This is a genomic window from Carboxylicivirga litoralis (assembly GCF_025499605.1).
GTDB classification, from domain to species: Bacteria; Bacteroidota; Bacteroidia; order Bacteroidales; family Marinilabiliaceae; genus Carboxylicivirga; species Carboxylicivirga litoralis.
This window is the reverse complement of record NZ_JAFMVC010000002.1, coordinates 43,850-69,721: the sequence shown is the minus strand read 5'-3', so window position 1 is coordinate 69,721 and position 25,872 is coordinate 43,850. Positions and strand designations below refer to the sequence as shown.

Here is a 25,872-nt window from a genome sequence, read left to right as displayed (position 1 = left end):
TTGCTAATTAGATGAATACGTATGAATCGGCTCACTATAATATTTACATTTCTTCTTCTCACTTCAGGATGGGCTTTTGCGCAATCCGATGCTGGTCAACTTTCTGAAGAACAAATTTATCGCAGAGGTAATAAGTACAATACCTGGTCTGTAACAATAGGCGGCGGTCCTGTCATTTATTATGTCGATGTTATTGATTACACTACATTTCCGAGCGAAAATTGGAAGTTTGCACCAACCATCATGATAAGCAAGCAGTTTAACCGACCATGGGGACTTGATTTGCAGTGGCTGATGGCCGACATGTATGGTCAAAAAAATGGCCGCTACTTCAAAGGAGATTTATACGACATAACCTTAAACGGAACGCTCAATGTCAACCAATTGGCTATTTTTGGCCCAATTAGCGACCGTTGGAACATTTATGCCAAATTAGGTATTGGCTTAACCTATTTCAGAAGTCGCCAGTTTGATCTTGAAACCAACCAAGTGATTCAAGTTCAGGATGTTTACGAATCCATCGATGGTTATCCATCTCCTCATGGATGGCTGCCTACTGATTACCTGGTAATGGGCTACGAACGACGCTTTGCCGACGGTGAACCTTACCAGGAAATTGAAACCTCACGAAGAAGCGAAGTCGTTATTCCATTTGGACTTGGTGTGAAGTACCGCATAAGCAAAAGCTTTGACATGGGCTTGGAAGTTTTAATGCGACATATGAATGCTGACAATTTAGATGTGAATCTTTCCGGAGCAGATAACGATGGCTACATGTTTACATCATTAAATCTGACCTACAAAATAGGTAAAAAGAATAAGCGTCATGCAGCCTGGACCTACAAGGATTTCAACATCAACTACAAACGCCAACGCGAAGATGATCCGATGGCACACAAGCTGGATTCGCTAAAGCAACAGATTGAATACATGGCTATGCTGGATTCTATGCAGGTCGATACAACCACCATCGTAACAGAATCGGTGGAATATAAAGAATCGATGTCTGCATCTGTTTTCTTCGATTTCGACAAATCTGAAATAACACAAGAAGCACACATGACTTTGGCTAAGGCAGCATATGTTATGTCGAAAGACAAATCACTCAGAGTGAAAATTGTAGGCTACTGCGATGAGCGAGGCTCCTACGATTATAATGTCAAACTCAGCCAACGGCGATGCAATGCAGTGCTTAAAGTATTGGTTGAACAATACGACATTGACAGGAATCGCTTCGAAGTAGATTTTAAAGGTGAAGCAGAACTATTGTCCGATACACAAAAATTGGCGCCACATGGTCTTCACCTCGTTAATCGGCGCGTTGACTTATTTGTAATTGTTGAATAGCATAACATTAACCACAACCTGATTATAATTGAACCGTGTATGGATAAGCATCCTTTTAAAGCCATATTATTTCTAGCATTGATGTGTTGCACAACAATTATGCAGGCTCAATTTACAACGGATCATCGCCAGTTGGAAGAACATCAACGTTATTCAAAAGAGAAGAAATTTAATACTTGGTCAATTGCTTTTGGCTACGGCCCTATGATAATGCAAAACGACTTAACTTCATATGCTGTTTTACCCGACAAACATTGGAAATTGGGTCCAATGATTAAAGTTGATAAACAAATTCATCCTGCCTGGGCACTCGATTTTATGGTGATGTCCAGCGATTTTCATGTTGGCAACGAAACATATTACAATACTGGAAATATCATTGACTACTCTGTCGGTATCATCACCTACATCAACCAATGGTTTGCTTATCCTGGCCCCATGAATGACAAGTGGAACCTGTACTTAAAACTTGGCGTTGGAATGGCATCTTTCCGCACGCGTGTTCACTACACTGAAACAGGCGAAGTAGCTACCAACAGAGCAGGAACAAGTTATCTCGTTCTGGGCTACTCTCAAGACGATCCATATAAAGAAACCGCTCGTGCCAATGAAATTGTGACACCCTTATCGCTTGGCTTACAACGGCGAATCAATCGCAGCTTCGACATTGCCTTTGAAACATCGATGCGTTGGTCTATTGAGGACAAACTGGACTATATATTACTTGGAGCTAACAATGATAAATACTGGTATACCAATATCCACCTGGTCTACAAAATAGGTAAGAAAAATAAGCGCCACTCTCGCTGGACGCATCGTGGCTATGGCTTTAATGTATTTGATAAGCCTAAAAAAGATCCTTTAGCAGATGAAGTGGCTGAACTACAGGAGCAGCTTCGACAGTATGAATCGAAGCGGGTTATTAAAATCGACTCTGTAAAAGTGAAACACCATGCCAGTCGCATTTATGGCAGTAACAACATGGTTTCCATTTACTTTGACTCATACGAGAGCGAACTCGACACAAAAGACCAGGTAGATTTAGCGACAATTGGTTTATACATGACGAAGAACCCTCGCTCTACAGTTGACATATACGGATACAACGACAGTAGAGATAGTTCAGAAGAAAATCTTGAAATCAGTAAGAATAGATGCGAAGCGGTATTGTCTTATTTTGTTGATGATTTAGGTATTGATAAAAATCGCTTTACACTGATTCCGAAAGGTGAAGACGATCTGCTCTTACCCAAAAACAAGGAGAAAAGCTCAGCCATCAGAATGATAAACCGTCGCGCCGATGTGGTTATTTTTAAACCATAAATGAACCTAATTTTAAAAGCGCTGTTTTTCTTATAGCCGCATATTATTTTCTCGATTACACCTCTTTTAATAAGAACGTAATACTGACTTAACTTGCATGAGTGATTTAAGCGGTAAATTACAAGTATTGTATAACCTCCTTAAACAATGAGCTATGAATAAGCAAATACAACAATGTTGTCAAAAAGTTAGCGATAAAGACTTTATATTCGACCTATTTTCAAACACAGGCTTTGTAGCCAATGCCAGCTCCTATTTACAAAATGATCAAAATAACAATTGTTGCGATGACTGCGAAGAAAGTGAACCAAGAAATACAACGGAGCCCAAATTGCGAAGTATTTAAAATGGAAACTGATAAATACATAACAAAACCGATTGTATATTACGATGGACAATGTGGATTTTGCACCTCTTTTGTCAGGTTTCTCATACAAACTTCGAAGGCAGAACAAAGACTCAGCTTTATCCCCTACCAAGTAGTTACAGCTTCTGTTCCGGCTGAATTAATGGTTGTTTCGTCTAATACCTTTTCTGAAGCTGGAAAAGCAGCAATTAAAGTCTTAAATGATACGGGTGGTATTTTCAAAATACCAGCATTCATATTAAAACTATTCCCAGGCAAACTGCTGGATAAACTTTACTACTCTTTTGCCAGAAACAGGTATAGGTGGTTTGGTCAATCAAGCTGCGTCATCAATTAAAGGTCGAGCTTACCTTCCAGCTCTTCTTTATATTTTTTCGCTAAAGCTCCCAGCAACCTACTAAATAATTTAATGGCATCATTGGTCTGAGCTGACACCTCCTGGTTCTTCAGTTTCATTAAAAACGAACTATAGATTGCGGTCAGGCAAATTTCAATATCATTCTCAAGCACATTACCTGATTTGTTATCAAACTCCTGAATAGTAGCGGCCATACTATTATACAAATGCTGATAAGCGACTTCGTTAGGTGTTTTCAACAATTGATTATGCAAGCGGTTAACATCATTAACAGTGTTGATATTAATCTGAAGATGGCCTTTTTCCTTCTTATTCTCCAATCGCATCATCTCTGCTAAATTAGCCCACCAGTCACGTATCTCCAGCAATACATCATCACTTTGCTGATAGCCGGGAATAATATGTTTATCGATTAAAGCCATATCCAACTGGTTAGCGCGGATTAAGTCTTCGACCTGCCACATATACAGTACATATTCAATGATATTCTCCTTCTTCTTTTGTTGTGCTATAATCATAGTTTATGCTTTAAAAATCCCAATCCCCTTCTTGCAATTTCTCTAAATCACGCCTGTCCTTCTTTGTCGGGCGCCCCATTCCCCGATCGCGATTGGCACTACTAGCTAATCGTGCCAACTCTAACATCTCAAGTTGATCTGGTGGTGTAATATCTTTTACAAAATCCGGTGTTAGCTTGGCTCCCATTCGTTTCTCAGCAACATCTAACACTTTAAAACGACGAGTAATTGGTGGGATACGAATATCTATTTCATCTCCTGCTTTAATAACACGCGATGATTTAACGGTCATTCCATTCATCGACACTTTGCCTTTTTTACAAGCTTCGGCTGCAATACTACGCGTTTTAAATAAGCGAACTGCCCATAAATATTTATCTATTCTGACACTTGAATCCGCCATGTCGCATTTATTTGTTGTTATACTGACTCATCGTTCTTCCGGCGCCAATCGTCGCAAAGGCGTTTACTATCTCTTCAGCCACTTTGGTTCGTTCCATCAGTTCCAGCCACTCTTCATCGGTCCATTTCCCCAGAACAAAATCAACCTGCTTACCACGCGAAAATTCGTTTCCAATACCAAATCGCAAACGCGAATAAGAGGCTGTTCCCAATGAGCTTTGGATGCTTTTTAATCCATTGTGCCCAGCATCACCTCCCTTTGTTTTAAGACGCAATGTACCAAAAGGCAAAGCCAAATCATCAACGACGACCAAAAGGTTATTCAAAGGAATTTTCTCCTTCTGCATCCAGTAATTAATCGCTCGCCCACTTAAGTTCACATACGTATTGGGCTTCAGCATAATAAAACTTCTCGATTTGAATTTGTATCGGGCAACAGCACCATAGCGCTCCTCTTCAAATTTAATCTCATTCCGTTTGGCGATCGCATCTAACACTTCAAATCCAACATTATGACGTGTTTGATCATATTCTTCACCAATATTTCCTAAACCTACAATCAGATATTTCATCTCAGGTGGGGTATTATCTTTTTCCTTTTTAGAGAATATTTTAAATAACCTCAGCATGGATAAGTAATGTTTCAAAAACAATGAATGACTAAAATACAAAAAACCTCCACACAAGCGTATGGAGGTTTCTTATATAGAGTGTAATTATTACTCTGCAGCTTGCTGGGCAGCAGCACGGGCAGCACGTGTTAAACGTACAGCAACTACTACAGCATTCTTAGCATTCAATAACTCAAGGTTATCGAATGATAACTGACCAACCTGAATAGTTTTACCTAGTCCAAGGCTGTCAATGTTGATATTTAATGTATCAGGTAAATCTTTAGCTAAAGCTCTTACCTTCAATTTACGCTTCTCTAACTGAAGCTTACCACCGGCACGAACACCTTCGGCAAAACCTTCCAATTTAACTGGAATTTCAATTACAACTGGCTTATCCTCTTTTACCAAAAGGAAATCAGCGTGAAGTAATTGTTCTTTTACAGAATGAAATTGTGAATCCTGAAGAATAGTAGGATAAACAGTTCCGTCAACGTTCACATTGATAATGTATACGTTTGGTGTGTAAATAATTTTACGGAACTCAGCCTCAGGAGCTGTAAAGTGAACGTTTCCTTCTCCTCCGTAAATAACACAAGGTACCTGACCTGCTGCGCGTAAAGCTTTAGTTGATTTTTTACCAACTTCGGTACGTACAGTACCTTTAATTTCAATTGTTTGCATAATTCTTTTTTTAAGTGCTACTCAAAATTATAACCATGTGAGGCTTAATTTCCCATCACACGCTTGCCTTAAAGCGGCTGCAAAGATAATACTTTATAATATGAATTGGTTACTTATTGACTGATAATTATATACTTTTTCGATTGTATCAGCAAAAAGTTGAGCTGCCGACAATACTTTTATCTTATCGCTCTGCTGTTTTAAAGGAATAGAATCCGTTACATACAACTCAGACAAACCAGAATTCTCAATACGCTCATAAGCAGGCCCCGACAACACAGCATGAGTACAGAAAGCTCTTACACTTTTTGCACCAGCTTCCAACATCATATCCGCGGCTTTGGTTAATGTTCCGGCTGTGTCAACCATGTCATCAACCATGATAACATTTTTACCTTTTACATCACCAATCACACGCAACTCATCAACAACGTTAGCTTTTGAACGGTGCTTATGACCAATTACCATAGGCGTTTCCAGAAATTTGGCGTATGTATGCGCACGTTTTGTTCCACCTACATCAGGCGAAGCAATCACCAAATCTTCCAGGTTCATGTGTTTGATGTGCGGCACAAAAATAGACGATGCATACAGGTGATCAACAGGAATATTGAAGAATCCCTGAATCTGGTCGGCGTGCAAATCCATCGTAATAACGCGGTCAACACCCGCAGCTTGTAACATATCGGCTACCAGCTTAGCACCAATAGCTACACGTGGCTGATCTTTACGATCCTGACGTGCAAAACCAAAATAAGGCATTACAGCTACAATTTTGTACGCTGATGCGCGTTTGGCTGCATCAATCATCATCAATAACTCCATCAGGTTATCTGAAGGAGGAAAAGTTGACTGACATAAGAATAAATGAGAGCCTCGAATGGTTTCTTCGTAGGCGGTTGTAAATTCACCATCACTGAATCGCAAGCAGTTAACACTTCCTAGTTCTCGGCCCGAGCAAAGACTAATTTTTTCAGCTAGATATTTGGTACTTGTACCCGCAAATATCTTAATTGGAGCTTTCGGTGGCATTTAAATTGATGTTTATCAGATTATTTCAATGTTGCTTTGTGGGTGCAAAGGTAAACAATTCATACTTTCTTAACATGCACAAATCTCATAAAAAAGTATAATTGTTAAAACCCAAACGTAAGCACCTCTAATAATGCACCTTACCACTTTGAGTTTAAATCCTCGATAAAATCCAGCACGGCTTCACTGCCATCACCACTTTTTGCAGATGTATAAAACACCGGTGGTAATTCTTCCCAATATTCCAGTAATTTCTCTTCGTATGCCTTCATATTGGTGGCATATTGCGTTTTATTCAGTTTATCTGTTTTTGTAAACACAATAGCGATGGGTACGCCATTTTCAACCATGGAATTCATAAACACCAAATCGATTTCCTGCATGGGTATGCGCGAATCGATTAAAACGAATAAGCACATCAGGTTCTTACGGTTCGAAATATAATCGGTGATAAGCGCTCCAAATGTAGATCGGATAGTTTTAGAAACTTTTGCATAACCAAAACCGGGCAAATCTACCAGGTACCACTTTCCATCAATGTCAAAATGATTGATTAGTTGTGTTTTACCTGGCGTCGATGATATCTTGGCTAAGGCCTTACGTTTGCATAACTTATTAATCAACGATGATTTTCCAACATTTGAGCGCCCAATAAAGGCATATTCAGGCCTGTCCTCTTTTGGACATTGACTGGCTTTGGCACTACTTTTATGAAACTGAGCTGAAAGAATTTCCATGGAGTTCTCTTATTTTCAGCAAAGGTAGCCGCATTTTGGCGAAAGTAAAAACACACAGATTGTTTAAAATTTTAAATAATACACAAATATCATGAAAATAATATTTGTTGTTATTTTTTTAACTTTTTGTTATTTTTAGTTGTTTTTCTTGCTGGCGCACCTAATTTGTTAATAATCAAAATCCATAGCATCATATTTCTATTAAATACTTAGACAATGTGCCTATAAATCTTATAATTTTGCCAATAAGTTATTGTGAATAATCATTATTGAGATTTGAAATGAGAGTACTAAAATTTGGTGGAACATCGGTTGGCTCAGCTCAACGCATGAAAGAAGTAGCCGAAATTATTGATAACGGTCATCAGAAAATCGTTGTATTATCGGCTATGTCGGGCACTACCAACAGCCTGGTTGAAATTGCCAATTACTTATATAAGAAGAACCACGACGGCGCCAATGAAATTATCAACAACCTCGAACAGAAATATGAGCAAGAGGTTGAGCAATTATACAAAAGTGAAGAGTTCATTAATAAAGGTAAAGAGCTAATCAAATCGCACTTTAACTTTATTCGCTCATTTACTATCGACATGTTCACTGTTTTTGAAGAAAAGGCGATTTTGGCACAAGGCGAACTTATTTCAACGGCCTTATTCCATTATTTTCTTCAGGAGAACGGAAAAGACTCGGCTCTTTTACCAGCTTTAGATTATATGCGCATTGACAAAAACAATGAGCCGGATATTAACTACATCAAAGAAAACATCCAGAACCTTATCACAGAAGAAGGTGGTCATACAATATACATCACACAAGGTTACATATGCAGAAATGCCTTTGGTGAGATTGACAATTTACAACGCGGAGGCAGTGATTATTCCGCATCTTTGATTGGCGCAGCTATTCAGGCAGATGAAATACAGATTTGGACTGATATTGATGGCATGCACAACAACGATCCACGCTACGTTGAGAATACCCAGAGTATCAAAGAACTGTCATTTGACGAAGCCGCGGAGCTGGCTTATTTCGGAGCAAAAATCCTTCACCCAACAAGCGTACTACCGGCTAAACTGGCTAATATTCCGGTTCGTTTATTAAATACCATGGCTCCTAAAGCCGAAGGAACCCTTATTTCTTCGAAACAGAATAAAGAGCGCATGGCTGCTGTAGCAGCAAAGGATGGCATTACAGCTATCAAAATTAAATCTGGCCGCATGTTACTGGCCTACGGTTTCTTGCGAAAGGTGTTTGAGATATTTGAAAGCTACAAAACCCCCATTGACATGATTACAACATCGGAGGTTGGCGTTTCGGTTACCATTGATGACGACAAGCACCTAAACGAAATAGTTAACGACCTGAAGAAGTATGGAACTGTTGAAGTTGACCACGACCAGGTAATTGTGTGTGTTGTTGGAGATTTGATTGCTGAAAACAGAGGGTATGCCAATACAATATTTGATGCCATAAAAAATATATCAATTCGTATGATATCATACGGGGGAAGCAATTTTAATTTATCTTTGCTGATCAATGCGCAGGACAAAAAGCAAGCTTTAAACCTATTGAGTGATAAACTTTTTAATTAGCAAACGAATGAATTTTAATTTTCCGGTTGATGCCTTAAATCAACTTCAAACACCATTTTATTTTTACGATATTGATTTGCTAAATGCAACACTGAACTCTGTCAAAAAAGAAGCTAACATTTATGGTTTCAAAGTTCATTATGCAGTAAAAGCCAATGCTAACGATCGCATTCTTACTACGATTAAAGATGCGGGTTTTGGAGCAGATTGTGTGAGTGGTTATGAAGTACAAAAGGCTTTAGAAGTAGGCTTTGATGCCGATGGAGTTGTTTTTGCAGGTGTTGGTAAAGCCGATTGGGAAATCAATCTTGGTTTAGACAACAACATTGCCTGCTTTAATGTTGAATCGATTCCTGAGTTGGAAATCATTAACGAATTAGCTGAAAAAAAAGGTAAAGTAGCTAAAGTAGCGCTGCGCATCAACCCTAACGTTAATGCCAATACGCACCATTATATCACTACCGGGTTAGAAGAGAATAAGTTTGGCATTAATCAATGGGATTTAGAAAATGTCATTGCTGTACTTAAACAACTTAACAATATTGAGTTGGAAGGCATTCATTTTCATATTGGGTCACAAATTACGGACTTAATGTCATTTAAAGACCTTTGCATTCGGGTGAATGAATTACAGAAATGGTTTATCAGTCACCAGATTCTTCCTAAAGTGGTTAACGTTGGTGGAGGTTTAGGCATTAACTACGAAGAGCCAGATGAAGAGTCCATTCCGGATTTTAAGAGTTTCTTCAAATTATTTGACGAATTTCTGGAGTTAAAACCAGGGCAGGAACTGCACTTTGAACTAGGACGTTCGATTGTGGCTCAATGTGGCTCACTTCTAACAAAAGTGCTTTACGTTAAAAATGGTGTGAACACCAAGTTTGCCATTGTAGATGCCGGCATGAGTGACCTTATTCGCCCAGCTTTATACCAGGCCTATCATAAGATTGAAAACCTGAGTTCAGATAAAGCGGTTGAAAAATACGATGTTGTTGGCCCCATCTGCGAATCAAGCGATTGCTTTGGCAAGGCTGTTGAGCTACCTGAAACCAACCGAGGTGATTTAATTACCATTCGCTCGGCGGGTGCTTATGGTGAGATAATGGCCAACCGTTATAATTTGCGTTCACTACCTTTGGCCTACTATTCTGATGAAATATAGATTTTAGACATAAGACAATTGATAAAAGACATAAGATTCATCAATATCCAGAATCTTATGTCTATTATCTTTAGTCTTATTTAAAAATTGCCACGCCTTCATCCCCTGATGAATTGGCCCAACCCCGAAACATACCGCTTGAATTCATCTCCAAGGTGATGTTACCTTTTTTATCAACAGCAATTATTCCTCCATTTCCGGCTTCGTTACTTAGTTTCCCATTTACAACTGTTTGAGAAGCTTCCTGCAAGTTCAAACCTTTGTATTCCATTAATGCAGAAATATCGTGTGCAACCGTGTAGCGTATATAATACTCACCGTGCCCTGTTGCTGAAACAGCGCAGGTATTGTTATTGGCATAGGTTCCCGCACCGATAATTGGCACATCGCCTACCCTGCCATAACGTTTGTTATTCATTCCACCTGTTGATGTGGCTGCAGCCAGATTGCCATTTTTATCCAGAGCTACACAGCCCACGGTTCCATTTTTGCCGGCTCTTTGCAAAGCACGTTGCAACAGCTGCCAACGTTTCTCGGTATAGAAATAGGAACTATCCACCGTTTCTATTCCATTTTGGGAAGCATACAACGAGGCACCTTTTCCGATTAATAATACATGTGGCGATTTTTCCATGACCAATCGTGCTGCGCTAATCGGATTACGAATATCACCAACACCCGCCACAGCACCAGCATTTAAGTTGCTACCATCCATTATGGCGGCATCCAGCTCGTTGCGTCCATCATTGGTAAACACCGAACCTTTACCTGCATTAAATAAGGGATTATCTTCCAGTTGGCGAACCACCAACTCCACAACATCTAATGATGACTGACCTTCTGCCAGTGCTTGTTTCCCAATATCAAGAGCTTCCTGCAGGGCATCTTCATAATGCTTAATATCGGCCTCAGAAAATTTGGCTTTATCCATATTGCCGGCTCCACCATGTAATGCAATGGCCCATTCTTTCACGGGCTTTTCAGGATTTTGACAAGCGGCTACTAATACCAACAACAGCAATAAAAAGGATTTTATCAATTTCATGTATTCTAGTTTTTTTAGCAAAGAATTATATTACATATTATTAACTTCATTCACATACTCAAGTATATCACCTGGCTGACATTTTAGCACTTCACAGATGGCTTCCAATGTAGAAAAACGAATAGCCTTTGCCTTGCCTGTCTTTAAAATTGACAAATTAGCGGTAGTAATACCCACCAAAGCAGCTAACTCTGCACTTTTCATTTTTCGCTTTTGCAAAATCTTATCCAAATTAATAATAATTGGCATATCAGATTGTTAAATTATTTTCCGATTCTATATAAGCTCCTTTTTTAAACAAGGCACTTACTCCCCATAAAGATAAACCAACTAAAAACAATGTGAAATCGAAAACGATACGAGGTCTGACATTTATATCAAGTGCCACAATATTAGGTATCCCATCAGTGATTGACTCAAAAAAGATGTTTGTTGAGAATATAGCCAACACCACCGATATCAAAAAACGGATTAAAACATATATAAGCAATAACAAACCTGTCCGATTAACAGTTTTATAAGTGGCAATTGTAAACGATAGGTTCGTCCTCAAACTATAGAAAAATTCAGAAAGGCAATAAAAAACCAATACAAGAAAAATTAATCCCAGATAGGCATTCAAAATTATTAACGTTTTCAAACTCCATTTTGAAGTATTCGCAATTAAAAAACCATCTAAATTTCCGAATGAATAATATTCCCAATTAGCTACATCATTGTTTTGTCCAATTCGGTACTGTGTCAAATTATTATACGTAGATGATTTGAGTTCACATCCATTCATTACTGCCCTTTGCCTAAGGCTGTCAGCGAATATAGTACTTTGTCTATAGTAAGAATAGGTACCTGCTAACGCATGGTCTATTTGCTCATCTTTGCCATAAACAAAGGTAGAATCCGCATAGTTGAGCAATACTGTTACCGGAATTGAGTAACCCTTAGAATGGTGGTTCCCGATATAAATTGAACCCATTGCACCATCTCTAGTGAAAATTTCTGAGGCAACAGACAACAACAATACCAACAGGCATATCCAAAAACCCCAATTGGTAATTCTTTGCAAAAAGGCAAATACTCCTTTTCTATTTTTATCCATAGCTAATTATCGTTTTTCGATAACAATAATACATACAATTATTGTAAAACGATAATTAACTATGCTTTATTATGCATTTCTTATGTCAGAAAAACAACACTTAACTCATAATTTAAATCAGTTGATACATATTTAAAATTGGTAATTTAAATTTGACTTATCTTTGCTAACAACCTATGATGCTTAAATTATTATGACACTAATTCAGTTTCTCAACCTGGTATTAATCAACCTGGTTGCTTTGATGGCGCTCAGCTACTTTTGGAGCTTTTATACACATAAACTATTTAAACCTTTTAGCTGGCTCGATGCACGTAAGAAGAACGAGCACAATAACGACTTGCTAAAACTAGAGCGAAAGTTTAAAGATAAAATCCGTTTCTACTCACTATGGCTGCAGCTCAAGCGTATCAGCAATAAAAATATAGGTGGAGACATTGCCGAATTGGGTGTCTATAAAGGCGAAACAGCCAAACTAATCCATCATATGTTGCCTGATAGGAATTTTTATTTATTTGATAGTTTTAGCGGGCTTCCCAAGCAGGTTATTAAAGAAGATTGCGATGGTACCGTTAGGCCTCAAACCGTCCAATTTGATAATACATCTCCCGATGACGTGTTAAAATACATCGATGGCGACAACACTAAACTTGTTATTAAAGAAGGTGTATTTCCGGCAACGACAGAAGGCATGAACGAAAATCTTTATTCACTCGTTCATATTGACGCAGACCTTTACCAGTCGACCATTGATGCCTTGGACTATTTTTATCCAAAACTAAACCAGGCCGGAGCTATAGTTATTCATGACTATAACCACAACTGGGATGGCGTTAAAAAAGCCGTTGATGAATTTGAACAGAAAATTCCCGAGATATTTGTCGAATTACCAGATATGTATGGTTCTGTGGTCTTAATCAAAAACAGTCAGTAAATATAAAATGAGCAAGCAATTAATCCTATCCCTCATCTGTCTGATCCTTACGATTAACCAATCTGTTGTTTCGCAGGACAGTAATAAAACACGTCCAAAAATTGGCCTTGTTCTGAGCGGAGGTGGCGCTAAAGGTCTGGCTCATATTGGCGTACTCAAAGTATTGGAAGAAGCCGGTATTCGACCCGATTATATAACCGGAACCAGCATGGGTAGTATTATTGGTGGATTGTATGCTGCAGGTTATTCGGCCTCAGAATTGGATTCTATTGTCAATTCAGTTGACTGGGCAGTCATGCTTAGTGATCAAATCCCATTAAGCGATGTGGTTCCAGAAGAGAAAGCTGATTATAACCGCTTTCAACTAGAGTTTGACATCACAAAACAAGGTTTAAAACTACCGCCCGGCATGGTACATGGACAACGCATTTCTGAGATGCTATCGAACCTCACGTGGCATGTGTCGCACCACTACTATTTCGATGATTTACCAATTCCTTTCCGGTGTGTTGCGGTTGATTTAGTTGAAGGTAAACCTTATGTATTTAAAGAAGGAGACTTATCAGAAGCAATGCGTGCCAGCATGGCTATCCCATCTGTATTTACACCTGTTGAAAAAGACAGTATGTACCTGGTTGACGGTGGCGTATTAGATAACTTTCCCGTATTGCTCTGTAAAAAAATGGGGGCCGATATTATTATAGGTGTCAATGTAGGTACTTCCGACAAACCCAAAATAGATGAACTACGAAGCATAACCGAAATACTAATGACTTCTGCCATGATTGGCAGCAATATTATCCTGGAAGAATCAATTAATGCAACTGATTATCTGATAACGCCAGAAATGCACCCTTTTACATCGGCCAGTTTCTTCGATGGTTTAGAAATCGTTGAACGTGGAGAACAAGCAGCCCGTCAACAATTTGATGATTTAAAAAACCTGGCGGATTCTCTTAACAGCATTGAACCACACAAAAAAACACAACACTCACACACTCCTACTGATATCCTAATATCAGATATCGAGATAAGAAATCGGAAACATGTCTCGAAGAATTACTTCCTTACCAAACTTGGCATTCACAAAGGCGACACCGTCAACCTGGAGGATATCAACAAAGGGGTTCGTCGACTTATTGGAACACGATTTTACAAATACATTACCTACGATATTGCACACGCCGATTCGACCTATAAACTGGTCTTCAACACGGAAGAAACCAACCTGGCACAGGCCAAATTTTCTATTCACTACGATAATGAATTAAAAGCCGGTATCATCACCAACCTCACCTTTCGTAACCTGCTATTTAAAAATACGCGTTTATCCATCACGGCCGACATTTCGGAGAAACCTCGTATTCATGGAGAACTAATCACTTATCTGGGCGAACAACAGAGAACTGGTTTTATAGCAGACGGATACTTTGAACGCACTCCCTTATCTATTTATCAGGAAAATTTAAAAACTGCCGGAACACTCAACTATTATCGCATGCAAGGTGGAGCTGGCTTATTCCTCTCGTATAGTGAACGTAGTCTTATAATGGCGAAGGTAGACTGGGAAGAAGTTCGCGTAAGTCAGGAATCAGGACTATCTGACATTTTCGATCAGGGCGTTGATCGTTTTGGAAATGGCTTTATATATGGTACTTTAATTGCTGATCGAAATACACTAAACAAGCGATTTTTCGCTACTAAAGGTCACCATATTCACTTTGCCGTCAAGCTAAATTACAATGCTTACGATTATTATAACGGCACGCAATCAGCCAAAGCAATCGTGGAGCCTTATATCAATGTGCCTAACGAACACTATCTGGCAGGTTCTGTGCGTTATAATAAGTGCTTTAGTCCGTCTAAAAATGTTCATTTCGAAACTGGCATCTCACTGGCTGCTTTTTCCGATGATGCTCCCTTCTTTGATATGCATTATATAGGAGGTACGGCCTACAACATCAGTACAGGCGATGCAGCCTTTGTTGGTTTAAACTACCGTGAGTTGGTAGCAGAAAATTACGGTTTAGCCAGTTTTAAGATTAATTTTAACCTGTCGAAGACAGTATATGCACACGCTGTCACCAATGGTATTTACGCTCCTAACTTTGGCAATGATGATTTTGTTGGTCAGAACTTCTATCTGGGCCCAAAAGAACATGTTCTTGGATTTGGTGGTGGAATTGCTATAAACAGTATCATTGGACCTATTACCTTAGGTATTGGTACTAATACCGACGACTGGAAAGCGCGGGCATATTTTAGCATCGGGTATCCATTTATGTGATACATATAAATGTTTTATTCGGCTTATCTACAAATAGTTAGCCAACAACACCTGTAACGAATAGTAAACCATAATTTTTATAGCGCGCCCATTTCTTAGGAGATATATTCTCTCTAAAAACAATCCCCACTAGAGTGAATGTTCACCAACTGGTTAACCACCTCACTAAACTACGTTGGTATTACCACGGGCTATTTAAAACCTTTTCCTCTTTTATTTGTAATTAAATGGAAACTTTATGACCATGAATCTACAGATTAAAAACCACACTTTTGTTGTTTGCGGTGCCACTGCCGGTTTTGGCCGTGCCACTGCCATCGCACTAATGAACGATGGCGCCAGGGTTATCGGCATTGCACGACAACAGGAAGGATTAGATAAGTTACAAGCTGAGTATAAACACCACTTTATAGCTGTTAAAGGAGATGTAACAACACCGGATACAATTAATAACATAATTAGTCTGGCACATGAGTACCAGATTGATGGCATTCTGATTAATGCCGGAGGACCACCGGCCAAATTGTTTGAAGAGACTCGCTTGTCCGACTGGGACGATGCCTATCGCAATATTCTGCGCTGGAAAGTCGAACTCACTCAAAAGCTAATTCCTCACTTTAAAAGCAAGCGCTATGGGCGTATTGTCTATATCGAAAGTTCATCGGTCAAACAACCCATCGAAAACCTGGTGCTTAGCACATCATTGCGCCTGGCTGTTGTGGGCATGATGAAAACGGTATCGCAGGAAGTAGCCGGACAAAACATCAATTTCAATATGATTGCGCCGGGTTCGCATAATACAGCTGCCATCAATCGATTAATTGATAAAAAAGCTCAACTAACCGGACAAGATTTTGAAACCGCCAAAGCTGCTTTTATAGATGCCATTCCGGCCAAACAATTTGGACGAGCCGATTACCTGGGCAATCTGGCTGCCTGGCTTTTATCGCCAATGGCTGAATACATTACCGGACAGGTGTATGCAATAGAGGGTGGAGCCGTGAAGTCGACATTGTGATGGATGGATGTGAGATATAGTTTTCGGTTTCCAGTTCCGAATTACGGGCTTCTTAGTCCGTCGATTTAACAGTTCGACTTTCTTTTAAAGCGCCGGACTAAACAAGCGGGCAAAGGACTCCTTTGCTTTTTGCCAGTAAGGGCGTTTGCGCCATTGAACCAGGTCAATTAAGTAAGACTCTTTTAAGTCGTCCATAAAATAGCCTTTTACTTCTTTAGCTTTCTGCTCATCATAGATAAAGGCATTGACTTCGTAGTTTTGCTCAAAGCTTCTGAAATCCATATTTGTAGTTCCAATTGTGCACACCTCATCATCCACCACCATCATTTTACTATGTAAAAAGCCCGGTTGATAAAAGTAGAATTTAACTCCTGCCAGCAGCATTTCTTTAATGTACGACTTAGTGCACAAAGCTGTAAAATAAGCATCACTCTTTTCGGGAATGATAACACGCACATCAACACCTCCCATAGCCGATGCTTTAAGTGCCATCAGTACACTTTCGCCCGGCATGAAATAAGGTGTAGTGATATACACATATTTCCTGGCATTGGATATGGCTTGATAGTACCCCATCATAATACCCGGCCAGTCTGAGTCGGGACCACTGGTAACAATTTGCACCATTTTATCACCAGCTGGCTTTTTATGAGGGAAATATTTAGGGTCGGCTATATCTTTCTGACTCACAAAGTACCAATCAACAAAGAAAACCGATTGCAGCGCATTCACAGCATCACCACTAACACGAAGGTGCATATCGCGCCAGGTGCCATAGGCCGGATTGCCTTTTATATAGCGGTCAGCCACATTGAGCCCTCCCAGAAATCCAACCTCCCCATCAACCACCACAATCTTACGGTGATTACGATAATTAACCTTGGAAGTCAAAGTAGGAAAACGAACAGTCAGAAAACTATAGGCCTCAATACCGAAGCTTTTCATCTCTTTAAAAAAAGGACGTTTTAACTCCCAACTACCCACATCATCTACAATCATTCTTACTTCAACGCCCTCTTTTGCTTTTTGCTTTAAAATATCAAGAATTTGATTGCCAATTTCATCCTGATCAAAAATATAATACTGCAGATGAATGCTATGACGTGCTTTTTTAATGGCATCAATAATGGCATCAAAGGTTTCTGTTCCATTATTCAATACATCAACTTCATTTCCAATGGTTAGTATTGATGATGAATTATTTAGAAATAGTTGAATCAGCTTTTTGTTATTGTCCATCCGTGGCATATCATCCATACTGCCTTCAGACAATTTATGGCTTTGAGAGTGCGCTATTTCCCGTATCAGATCATGATTTTTTAATCCTTTACGCCGGATAATTTTCTCTTTACGCAGATTTTGACCAAAAAACACAAAGAAAACAACGCCTAGTACAGGCACGAAGAGCAAAACCAACATCCAGGGAATGGCTTTTAACGGACTTCGGTTTTCAAGCATCACAATAAACACAATGCCCAGCATGGCGAATACATAGGCAATTTTTACAATATTTACGACTAAAGGAGGAATACTATCAATAAAGTCCATATACTGAGGTCAGATTTCTTACCGTTAATTTAAACATTATTGCGATACACCCGTAATTTACTCGACCCAAAATTCTCTTCTCTGATTAGTCTGCCTGATAACTGAGGCGCTTTTATCCCCTGGCTAAACCTGACGTCACCAGTGTACTGATGCGCCTCGTCCCACAAATTGGCATCAATAAAATATTGCAAAGTAGCTCGACCTCCCTCAATAATCAGGGATTGAATATTGCGCTGCCACAAGTCGTTAAGTAACTGATTTACGAAATCATTTTCTGACAACTTTACATAGTCAATCAAATCTACCTGTTCCGATTTCTCAAGGTTATAAACAACGGTTCGATGCCTATTATCCATCAACTTATAATCACTTGTCAACTGGCATCGTTTATCAATCACGCAGCGCAATGGTTGTTCTCCGCTCCAATCGCGCACAGTTAATGATGGGTTATCTTTAATAGCAGTTTGCGTACCTACTAAAATAGCTTGTTCGCTGGCTCGTTGCTTATGCACTGCTCGTCGCGCCCATTCATTCGTAATCCAGGTTGGTTGCCCGTAGTTATCCTCGTTGCGTTCAATATCAATAAAACCATCCTGTGTTTGAGCCCATTTTAATAGGATATAAGGTCGCTTCGTATTGTGATAAGTAAAAAATCGCCGATTGAGCTCCAGACTTTCTTGCTCCAATACTCCTACTTTTACATGCACTCCAGCCTTTTCCATCATTTCAATGCCCTTGCCAGATACTTCAGAAAAAGAGTCCACACAACCAATTACCACATTGGGGATACTATGGTCAATAATCAATTTGGAGCAAGGCGGAGTTTTACCATAATGTGCACAGGGCTCCAGGTTAACATACAAAGTCGAATCTTTTAAGAGCGACTTATCTTTAACGGAATGTACTGCATTCACCTCAGCATGTGGCTCGCCGGCCTTGCGGTGATAGCCTTCACCAATAATTTTACCTCTATATACAATCACACTGCCCACCATGGGATTGGGATAAGTGTTACCTTCTGCCTGCTGGGCCAGTTGCAAACAGCGCTGCATGTATTTTTCCTCTTGCGATAAATGATTCATCGGAGTTTCGTAATTTTGCCGTTCAAGATACAAAAAATGAGCGGCACTACGATTCAACAGTTTAGTTCAAAGCTACGGTCAGAGCTAAAAGATTATTACCCTGAGTTAGAAATAAGACCCATGGCAAAGTTGCTTTTACAGCATGTGCTTAAGGCTGATAATACACAATTGCTTATGATGAGCAATGAGTTGCTTGATGATACTCAGCTCACACAGTTAGAATCGCATATTGACCAACTGAAACACCACATTCCCATCCAGTATATTATTGGAACAACCGAATTTTACGAATTGGAGTTTATGGTGAATCCATCTGTTTTAATTCCACGACCTGAAACCGAAGAGCTAGTTCACTGGATTATCAACGACAATCATCAAAATAAAAAGTTGCTTGATATCGGAACCGGCAGCGGCTGTATTGCTATCTCCTTAAAAGCTAATCTGCCTGACATAATTGTTTCAGGATGGGATATTTCAGAAGCAGCATTAAAAACAGCTAAAAGCAATGCCAAACAGTTGAAGCAAGATGTCAATTTTCAGCTTATCGATATTCTTAAACATCAGGCTGGGGATGAGATATTTGATATTATCGTGAGTAATCCTCCCTATGTACGTGAATTGGAAAAGAAAATGATGGAGGCCAACGTACTTAAACACGAGCCCAATTCTGCTCTTTTTGTTTCGGATAATGACCCCTTAATTTTTTATCGAACCATTGCTCAACTGGGACAGAAAATGCTCCCCCCCCATGGTCTTCTTTACTTTGAGATTAACGAATACCTGTCCAAAGAAATGACATCAATGTTACATGAGCTAGGTTATAAAAACATTGTATGTCGCAAAGACCTAAATGGTAAGGATAGAATGATGAAAGCACAAAAAGGCTAAAATGTTGAACTGAAGAATTGAGGAACTGAAAAATAGGTAAATTGAAAAACTGCTAAGTAAGATCGAATAAACCCGGAACAGAAAACCCGAAATCGAATGCCTACATCATACATCCTCATATCCAAACATCCTAATCTCTTCTTCCGCCATCAATCTTACATCCTTAAAAAAGGTCATAAATTCCGTATTAAAATCCCGGTAATGCTCTTCCATTTGCTGCATCGCCCAATCTACATGGTCGGGCAAAGATGAATAGTTTGTCATGATTCGCAAACTTCGGTCAATTCCTTCTTTCGTGGCATAGGTTTCCAAGCGTCGGCTCTTTACCATAAAAGGCAGAAAACGCTTGACCTCGGCTGGCAACTTAAAATAATGACGCAATAATATTTTATGCACCCTATTCACATATTTATTAAGTGGCAAATCACTCAGTTCATCCCAGTTAACGCCTAAAAAGTGATCATAAAAAACATCGGTAACAATACCGGAATAACGACCAAATCGTTCACTTAAACGCTTTGAACTTTGTTTAACAATTGGATGCGTATCGGTGAAATGGTCAATTTTGCGATGCAACAAAATGCCGCGCTTAATGCTTGGTTCAAACTTTTCGTAGTTGCGCCCCTTCACATGATCACCAATAAAATTACCTACTTGTATCCCCGGGGTATTGCCCGATAAATATAAATGAGCCAAAAAATTCATAAGGCAAACATATAAAATTACTTTATAACCGTTTTAATGTCAATATTAACATCCTGTTTCTTAACATGTTCATTTAATTAGTCTTTTAGCTTTCCTTCAGGTATTTTTATAGAAACCTCAATTGAGGACCGAACACCTAATATTTACTAACCAAATCAACAGAGTTATGCAAAAAGCCATTATTATCGGTGCGGCCGGTAGAGACTTTCACAATTTCAACACCTTTTTCAGAGACAACCAGGATTATAAAGTAGTCGCCTTTACGGCTGCTCAAATACCTGACATTGATGGAAGAAAGTATCCTGCAGAGTTAGCAGGTTCACTATACCCGGATGGGATTCCGATCTTTGCCGAAGATGACTTAGAAAAGTTAATCATTGAGAAAGAAGCTGATGTTTGTGTATTCTCGTACAGCGACGTACCATATAATCGCGTCATGAACCTATCGGCTCGTGTGAATGCCGCAGGCGCTTCATTTATGTTACTAGGCCCTAACGATACACAAATAAAAAGTAACAAGCCTGTTATTGCTGTTTGTGCTACTCGCACCGGTTGTGGTAAAAGTCAAACATCGCGCCGTGTTATTGAGTTATTGATGGAACAAGGCCTGAAAGTTGTTGCCATTCGTCACCCAATGCCATATGGCGATTTGGTGAAGCAAAAAGTACAACGTTTTGCCAGTGTTGATGATTTAGCCTTCCACAAATGTACCATTGAAGAAATGGAAGAGTACGAGCCTCATGTGGTCCGCGGTAATGTAATTTATGCAGGCGTAGATTACCAGGCCATATTAGATGCAGCTGAAAATGATCCAAATGGTTGTGATGTGATACTTTGGGATGGTGGTAATAACGACTTTTCGTTCTACAAACCTGATTTATTAATCACAGTAGCAGACCCTCACCGCGTTAACCATGAGTTATCTTATTATCCGGGAGAAGTAAACCTTCGTATGGCTGATATTATTGTCATTAACAAAATGGATAGTGCAGCTCCTGAAGATATTAATCAATTGAGAGCTAATATTGCTGCAGCAAATCCTACTGCAACTGTCATTGATGGTGCTTCACCAATAAAAGTGGATGACATCTCAGCCATTAAAGGAAAACGCGTATTAGTTATTGAAGATGGCCCTACACTAACGCATGGCGAAATGAAAATTGGTGCCGGAACCGTAGCTGCCAATAAGTTTGGAGCTGCTGAAATTATTGATCCCCGCGAGTATGCGGTAGGTAAATTGGCCGAGACGTATCGCATCTACCCCAACATTGGAACGCTGTTGCCAGCCATGGGTTACGGCGAAGAACAGGTAAAAGACCTTCAGGCTACTATTGATAATGTGCCTTGTGATTCCGTTATAATCGGAACGCCAATTGACTTAAATCGAGTGGTTGAAATTAACAAGCCTAACACGCGTGTTTATTACGATTTACAAGAAATTGGTCAGCCAACAATGACCGAATCCATTAAAGAGTTTATTAATGTCCATAACTTAAAGCTTAGTAAAGTTTAAAATATACTCAATTGCATATCTGGATTTTTATGGGCGGTCAGGCGTAAGTTTTGATCGCCTTATTTTATTTCAACTTTTGAAAATCCCAACTTTTGCAAAGTATCTTGTATTGCTGTGTTACCATTAGTCAGCTCAAGGGTATACGCCTGAAATTCGCGACGAACAGGATAGGCACCACGCAAATACTCAAAACCACTTATTTCATTCCGTAAATCAGCATCATCTCTTTTCAATGGATAAGTATGTAAAATGGCTTTTGCAATAATGGCTTCATCACTTAATCCCTTACAGTTAATTGTAAAAATAGACTGGTCTGGTTGCGGCATGCCTTTAGCTTGCCAATCATCAATACCTAAACTAAAAAAGCGGCTAATGGCTTGTACACTCATCTGGGTTCCTTTTGCTTTTCCATCTTGCGAATAACCTGCAATATGTGGCGTTCCAATCCATACTTTATCAAGCAGCTCAGCATCAATCGCCGGCTCCTTCTCCCAAACATCCAGCACGGCATCACCTATTTGATTATTCTGCAATACCAGTTTGAGTGCGTTTCCATCAACTACCTCACCCCGCGATGAATTAATAACGATGGCATCTTTCTTCATTTTAGAAAGCAAGAAAGCATCACACAAATGATAGGTTTTATCTTCACCTTCTTTTGTCAGAGGCGTATGAAAGGTGATAATATCAGCTTTGCCTATAATCTTATTCAGCGTATAGAATTCTTTATTTTTCTCTACTCTTGCACGTGGCGGGTCAACTTCGTATACTGTCATTCCCAGGGCTTTCGCCATGGCTGATACTTTACTTCCTACATTACCCACACCCACTACTGCAATGGACTTTCCTTTTAGTTGGCAGCCTTTTTCTTTAGCCAGTAAGGCTAAAACGGCCGCCACATATTGTTTCACCGATCCGGAATTACAGCCAGGGGCGTTGGTCCATCGAATACCATTATGATCACACCATCTGGTATCGATGTGGTCAAAGCCAATGGTGGCAGACGTAATAATTTTAACGGTGCTGCCGCCCAGCGTTTCCTGATTACATTTGGTGCGCGTGCGTGTAATCAGCGCATCAGCATCTTTCAATACATCATTATTTATTTCGGCACCTGGTAAATACTGCACTGAAGCATAAGGTTCTAAGGCTCCTTTTAAAAAGGGTATTTTATTGTCAGCAACTATTTTCAACATACGAACGACACTTCTGTTTGAGCACAAATCTAAGCATTACAAATCATTTAATTCATCGGCTGGATAAACTATTGTACCCGTCGCCAGGCTCCTTAAAGATTAGCAAATCAGGAAAAAACAACAAAAGTCATACACATTAAAATTTTATCAGCTTTAGAAAAAGTGTATTTTTGCCCTCAGTTTGAAGACTGTTCTGCTGTTGTGTATTTACAGGGTAAATTAACAACAATAGAAAACTGTTGAGTAACCCGGATAAAACCGTTTTGCTCAACGTGTTCCATACAGCATGAACTGTATGAAATTTTAAAATTTTAAAAACGTAATGGACAAGAACATTTCAAAGTTGGCAGCCGACAACATTCGGATTTTATCAGCCGCAATGGTTGAAAAAGCAAAATCAGGTCACCCAGGTGGTGCTATGGGTGGAGCAGATTTTATGCATGTATTGTTTTCGGAATACCTGAACTATGACCCTGCAGACCGTACCTGGTTTAACCGCGACCGTTTTTTCCTTGATCCGGGCCACATGTCGCCTATGTTGTATGCTGGTTTAGCATTAACCGGCACCTACAGTATGGATGATTGTGCCAACTTCCGCCAGTGGGGAAGCCCGACGCCTGGTCACCCTGAAGTTGATTTTCCACGAGGTGTGGAAAATACATCTGGTCCGCTTGGACAAGGCCATGTGATGGCTGTTGGTGCTGCTATTGCAGAGCGTTTCTTAGTGGCTCGTTTTGGTGAGTGGATGGCGCACAAAACATATACTTTCATCTCTGATGGTGGTATTCAGGAAGAAATTTCTCAGGGAGCAGGACGTATTGCCGGTCACCTTGGCTTGAGCAACCTGGTAATGTTCTATGATTCAAACGACATTCAGTTATCAACAGTTTGTGACGATGTTACAATTGAAGATACTGCTAAAAAATACGAAGCCTGGGGTTGGGCTACCATAACTATTAATGGTAACGACCACGATCAGATTCGCAAAGCTTTGGATGCAGCTAATGCTGAAACAGAAAAGCCTTTCTTAATTATTGGTAAAACCATTATGGGCAAAGGTGCTGTTACCGATGCCGGCAACTCATTCGAAAAGATGGTGTCAACGCACGGCCAGCCACTGAGTGCTGCCGGTGCTTCATTTGCCGACACCATCAAGAACCTGGGTGGTGATGCTGAAAGTCCATTCCAGATCTTTGCTGAAGTAGCTGAGCTGTATGCTGAAGCACACAAAACCAAAGCTGCTTATGTGGCTGATAAGAAAGCAGAAGAAGCTGAGTGGGCAAAGGCTAATCCTGAATTGGCGGCTAAACTGGCTCAATTCATCACTGGTGAAACCAATGTTGATTATGCTGCTATCGAGCAAAAGGCTGGTGCAGCAACTCGTGCAGCCTCTGCAACTGTGTTAGGCACTTTAGCCGAGCAGGTTGAAAACATGATTGTGATGTCGGCCGATTTGGCCAACTCAGATAAAACGGATGGTTTCTTAAAGAAAACAACCGTATTCAAAAAAGGTGATTTCTCAGGTGCATTCCTTCAGATTGGTGTGGCTGAGTTAACCATGGGAGCAATTGCTAACGGTATGGCATTGCACGGTGGTGTAGTTGCTGCTTGTGGTACTTTCTTCGTGTTCTCTGATTATATGAAGCCAGCAGCGCGTATGGCTGCCTTGATGCAATTGCCAGTGAAGTATGTTTGGACACATGATGCCTTCCGTGTTGGGGAAGATGGTCCTACTCACCAACCAATTGAGCAGGAAGCACAAATTCGTTTGCTTGAGAAGTTGAAAAATCACCGTGGCGATAATGGTATGTTAGTGCTTCGTCCTGCTGATGTAAACGAAGGAACCGTTGCCTGGAAGATGGCCATGGAGAATACCAAAACGCCGACTGCTTTGATTCTATCGCGTCAGAATATTGCTAACCTGCCAGGAAGCTCATACGACATGGCACTTCAGGCTGAAAAAGGTGCTTACATAGTAGAAAAAGATGCCGATACTCCTGATGTTGTTTTATTAGCGTCTGGTTCTGAAGTAGCTACTTTAGTTGATGGTGCGAAGCTATTGCGCGAGCAGAAAGGCTTGAAAGTGAATGTTGTTTCAGTTATTTCTGAAGGCTTATTCCGCAACCAGGACGCAGCTTATCAAGCAATGGTGTTACCAGCCGAAACACCTCGTTTTGGTATGACGGCCGGTTTACCTGTGACCTTAGAAGGTTTAGTGGGCGCCAATGGTAAAGTATGGGGCTTAGACCACTTTGGTTACTCGGCACCTTACACTGTTCTTGATAAAGAATTCGGATTTACTGGTGAGAATGTGTTTAACCAGGTTTCTGAAATGTTAGGAAAATAAGTATATACTTACGATACAATCTAAAAAAGGGTGATGGTTACGTTTAACCAGTCACCCTTTTTTTCAAGCCAATCCCA

Annotated in this window: 25 protein-coding genes; 12 read left to right on the top strand and 13 right to left on the bottom strand. The window is 39.9% G+C overall.

Going from position 1 to position 25,872, the window contains the following annotated elements:
- Positions 1-21 precede the first annotated feature (21 nt).
- The 4 genes from J1N10_RS02350 (at position 22) to J1N10_RS02335 (ending at position 3,374) form a co-directional block, all read left to right on the top strand.
- Complete coding sequence (locus tag J1N10_RS02350; protein WP_262325070.1) at positions 22-1,347, top strand: OmpA family protein; 1,326 nt, start codon at positions 22-24, stop codon at positions 1,345-1,347.
- A gap of 39 nt (positions 1,348-1,386) precedes the next feature.
- Positions 1,387-2,670 (top strand): OmpA family protein, encoded by a 1,284-nt coding sequence (locus J1N10_RS02345; protein WP_262325069.1) that lies wholly within the window; start codon positions 1,387-1,389, stop codon positions 2,668-2,670.
- A gap of 154 nt (positions 2,671-2,824) precedes the next feature.
- Positions 2,825-3,016 (top strand): hypothetical protein, encoded by a 192-nt coding sequence (locus tag J1N10_RS02340; RefSeq protein ID WP_262325068.1) that lies wholly within the window; start codon positions 2,825-2,827, stop codon positions 3,014-3,016.
- A gap of 1 nt (position 3,017) precedes the next feature.
- Positions 3,018-3,374, top strand: coding sequence for a thiol-disulfide oxidoreductase DCC family protein (locus tag J1N10_RS02335; protein WP_262325067.1), 357 nt, complete (start codon positions 3,018-3,020; stop codon positions 3,372-3,374).
- Here the strand turns inward: J1N10_RS02335 and J1N10_RS02330 are convergent.
- The 6 genes from J1N10_RS02330 to yihA all read right to left on the bottom strand — a co-directional run bounded on the left by J1N10_RS02330 (position 3,371) and on the right by yihA (position 7,379).
- Positions 3,371-3,913 carry a DUF4924 family protein gene (locus J1N10_RS02330; RefSeq protein WP_262325066.1) on the bottom strand — a complete coding sequence of 181 codons (543 nt, stop codon included), beginning with the start codon at positions 3,911-3,913 and terminating at the stop codon, positions 3,371-3,373. The genes J1N10_RS02335 and J1N10_RS02330 overlap by 4 nt on opposite strands.
- Positions 3,914-3,923: 10 nt before the next feature.
- A complete protein-coding gene (locus J1N10_RS02325; RefSeq protein ID WP_262325065.1) occupies positions 3,924-4,316 on the bottom strand; it encodes an RNA-binding S4 domain-containing protein in 393 nt (130 codons plus the stop codon).
- 7 nt (positions 4,317-4,323) lie between these two features.
- Positions 4,324-4,944: an aminoacyl-tRNA hydrolase gene (gene pth / locus J1N10_RS02320; protein WP_262325064.1), complete on the bottom strand. Its 621-nt coding sequence runs from the start codon at positions 4,942-4,944 to the stop codon at positions 4,324-4,326.
- Between the two features lie 90 nt (positions 4,945-5,034).
- Positions 5,035-5,610, bottom strand: coding sequence for a 50S ribosomal protein L25/general stress protein Ctc (locus J1N10_RS02315; RefSeq protein WP_262325063.1), 576 nt, complete (start codon positions 5,608-5,610; stop codon positions 5,035-5,037).
- 93 nt (positions 5,611-5,703) lie between these two features.
- Positions 5,704-6,642: a ribose-phosphate pyrophosphokinase gene (locus tag J1N10_RS02310; RefSeq protein WP_262325062.1), complete on the bottom strand. Its 939-nt coding sequence runs from the start codon at positions 6,640-6,642 to the stop codon at positions 5,704-5,706.
- A 140-nt stretch (positions 6,643-6,782) separates the two neighbouring features.
- Positions 6,783-7,379: a ribosome biogenesis GTP-binding protein YihA/YsxC gene (yihA, locus tag J1N10_RS02305; RefSeq protein ID WP_262325061.1), complete on the bottom strand. Its 597-nt coding sequence runs from the start codon at positions 7,377-7,379 to the stop codon at positions 6,783-6,785.
- Positions 7,380-7,660: 281 nt separating this feature from the next.
- On the opposite strand from yihA, the gene J1N10_RS02300 reads away from it, so the two are divergent.
- Together J1N10_RS02300 and lysA are read left to right on the top strand one after the other, a co-directional pair.
- Entirely contained in the window at positions 7,661-8,974 is a 1,314-nt protein-coding gene (locus J1N10_RS02300; protein WP_262325060.1) for an aspartate kinase, read from the top strand.
- A gap of 7 nt (positions 8,975-8,981) precedes the next feature.
- Entirely contained in the window at positions 8,982-10,136 is a 1,155-nt protein-coding gene (gene lysA / locus J1N10_RS02295; protein WP_262325059.1) for a diaminopimelate decarboxylase, read from the top strand.
- A gap of 76 nt (positions 10,137-10,212) precedes the next feature.
- On the opposite strand, the gene J1N10_RS02290 is transcribed toward lysA, so the two are convergent.
- The 3 genes from J1N10_RS02290 to J1N10_RS02280 are packed head-to-tail and all read right to left on the bottom strand — an operon-like array spanning position 10,213 to position 12,277.
- Positions 10,213-11,181, bottom strand: a complete 969-nt coding sequence (locus tag J1N10_RS02290) for an isoaspartyl peptidase/L-asparaginase family protein (RefSeq protein ID WP_262325058.1) — start codon at positions 11,179-11,181, stop codon at positions 10,213-10,215.
- A gap of 30 nt (positions 11,182-11,211) precedes the next feature.
- Positions 11,212-11,430 carry a helix-turn-helix domain-containing protein gene (locus tag J1N10_RS02285; RefSeq protein ID WP_262325057.1) on the bottom strand — a complete coding sequence of 73 codons (219 nt, stop codon included), beginning with the start codon at positions 11,428-11,430 and terminating at the stop codon, positions 11,212-11,214.
- 1 nt (position 11,431) lies between these two features.
- Positions 11,432-12,277 carry a DUF2975 domain-containing protein gene (locus tag J1N10_RS02280; protein ID WP_262325056.1) on the bottom strand — a complete coding sequence of 282 codons (846 nt, stop codon included), beginning with the start codon at positions 12,275-12,277 and terminating at the stop codon, positions 11,432-11,434.
- Positions 12,278-12,470: 193 nt separating this feature from the next.
- Between J1N10_RS02280 and J1N10_RS02275 the strand changes: the two genes are divergently transcribed.
- The 3 genes from J1N10_RS02275 (at position 12,471) to J1N10_RS02265 (ending at position 16,516) form a co-directional block, all read left to right on the top strand.
- Positions 12,471-13,211 (top strand): TylF/MycF family methyltransferase, encoded by a 741-nt coding sequence (locus J1N10_RS02275; protein ID WP_262325055.1) that lies wholly within the window; start codon positions 12,471-12,473, stop codon positions 13,209-13,211.
- A gap of 7 nt (positions 13,212-13,218) precedes the next feature.
- Positions 13,219-15,498, top strand: coding sequence for a patatin-like phospholipase family protein (locus J1N10_RS02270; protein ID WP_262325054.1), 2,280 nt, complete (start codon positions 13,219-13,221; stop codon positions 15,496-15,498).
- A gap of 238 nt (positions 15,499-15,736) precedes the next feature.
- A complete protein-coding gene (locus J1N10_RS02265; RefSeq protein WP_262325053.1) occupies positions 15,737-16,516 on the top strand; it encodes an SDR family oxidoreductase in 780 nt (259 codons plus the stop codon).
- An 84-nt stretch (positions 16,517-16,600) separates the two neighbouring features.
- Here the strand turns inward: J1N10_RS02265 and cls are convergent, their stop codons facing one another.
- Positions 16,601-18,064 (bottom strand): cardiolipin synthase, encoded by a 1,464-nt coding sequence (gene cls, locus J1N10_RS02260; RefSeq protein WP_262325052.1) that lies wholly within the window; start codon positions 18,062-18,064, stop codon positions 16,601-16,603.
- Positions 18,065-18,093: 29 nt separating this feature from the next.
- Positions 18,094-19,146, bottom strand: a complete 1,053-nt coding sequence (gene ribD, locus J1N10_RS02255) for a bifunctional diaminohydroxyphosphoribosylaminopyrimidine deaminase/5-amino-6-(5-phosphoribosylamino)uracil reductase RibD (RefSeq protein ID WP_262325051.1) — start codon at positions 19,144-19,146, stop codon at positions 18,094-18,096.
- Between ribD and prmC the strand changes: the two genes are divergently transcribed.
- Positions 19,138-20,034 carry a peptide chain release factor N(5)-glutamine methyltransferase gene (prmC, locus tag J1N10_RS02250; RefSeq protein WP_316044916.1) on the top strand — a complete coding sequence of 299 codons (897 nt, stop codon included), beginning with the start codon at positions 19,138-19,140 and terminating at the stop codon, positions 20,032-20,034. The genes ribD and prmC overlap by 9 nt on opposite strands.
- 105 nt (positions 20,035-20,139) lie before the next feature.
- On the opposite strand, the gene J1N10_RS02245 is transcribed toward prmC, so the two are convergent.
- A complete protein-coding gene (locus J1N10_RS02245) occupies positions 20,140-20,739 on the bottom strand; it encodes an acyl carrier protein phosphodiesterase (RefSeq protein ID WP_262325049.1) in 600 nt (199 codons plus the stop codon).
- Positions 20,740-20,905: 166 nt separating this feature from the next.
- Here J1N10_RS02245 and J1N10_RS02240 point away from each other — a divergent pair, with 166 nt between their 5' ends.
- Positions 20,906-22,252 carry a cyclic 2,3-diphosphoglycerate synthase gene (locus tag J1N10_RS02240; protein WP_262325048.1) on the top strand — a complete coding sequence of 449 codons (1,347 nt, stop codon included), beginning with the start codon at positions 20,906-20,908 and terminating at the stop codon, positions 22,250-22,252.
- A gap of 59 nt (positions 22,253-22,311) precedes the next feature.
- On the opposite strand, the gene pdxB is transcribed toward J1N10_RS02240, so the two are convergent.
- Positions 22,312-23,448, bottom strand: coding sequence for a 4-phosphoerythronate dehydrogenase PdxB (gene pdxB / locus J1N10_RS02235; RefSeq protein ID WP_262325047.1), 1,137 nt, complete (start codon positions 23,446-23,448; stop codon positions 22,312-22,314).
- A gap of 322 nt (positions 23,449-23,770) precedes the next feature.
- Here pdxB and J1N10_RS02230 point away from each other — a divergent pair, with 322 nt between their 5' ends.
- Entirely contained in the window at positions 23,771-25,795 is a 2,025-nt protein-coding gene (locus tag J1N10_RS02230; RefSeq protein ID WP_262325046.1) for a transketolase family protein, read from the top strand.
- Positions 25,796-25,872: the final 77 nt, after the last annotated feature.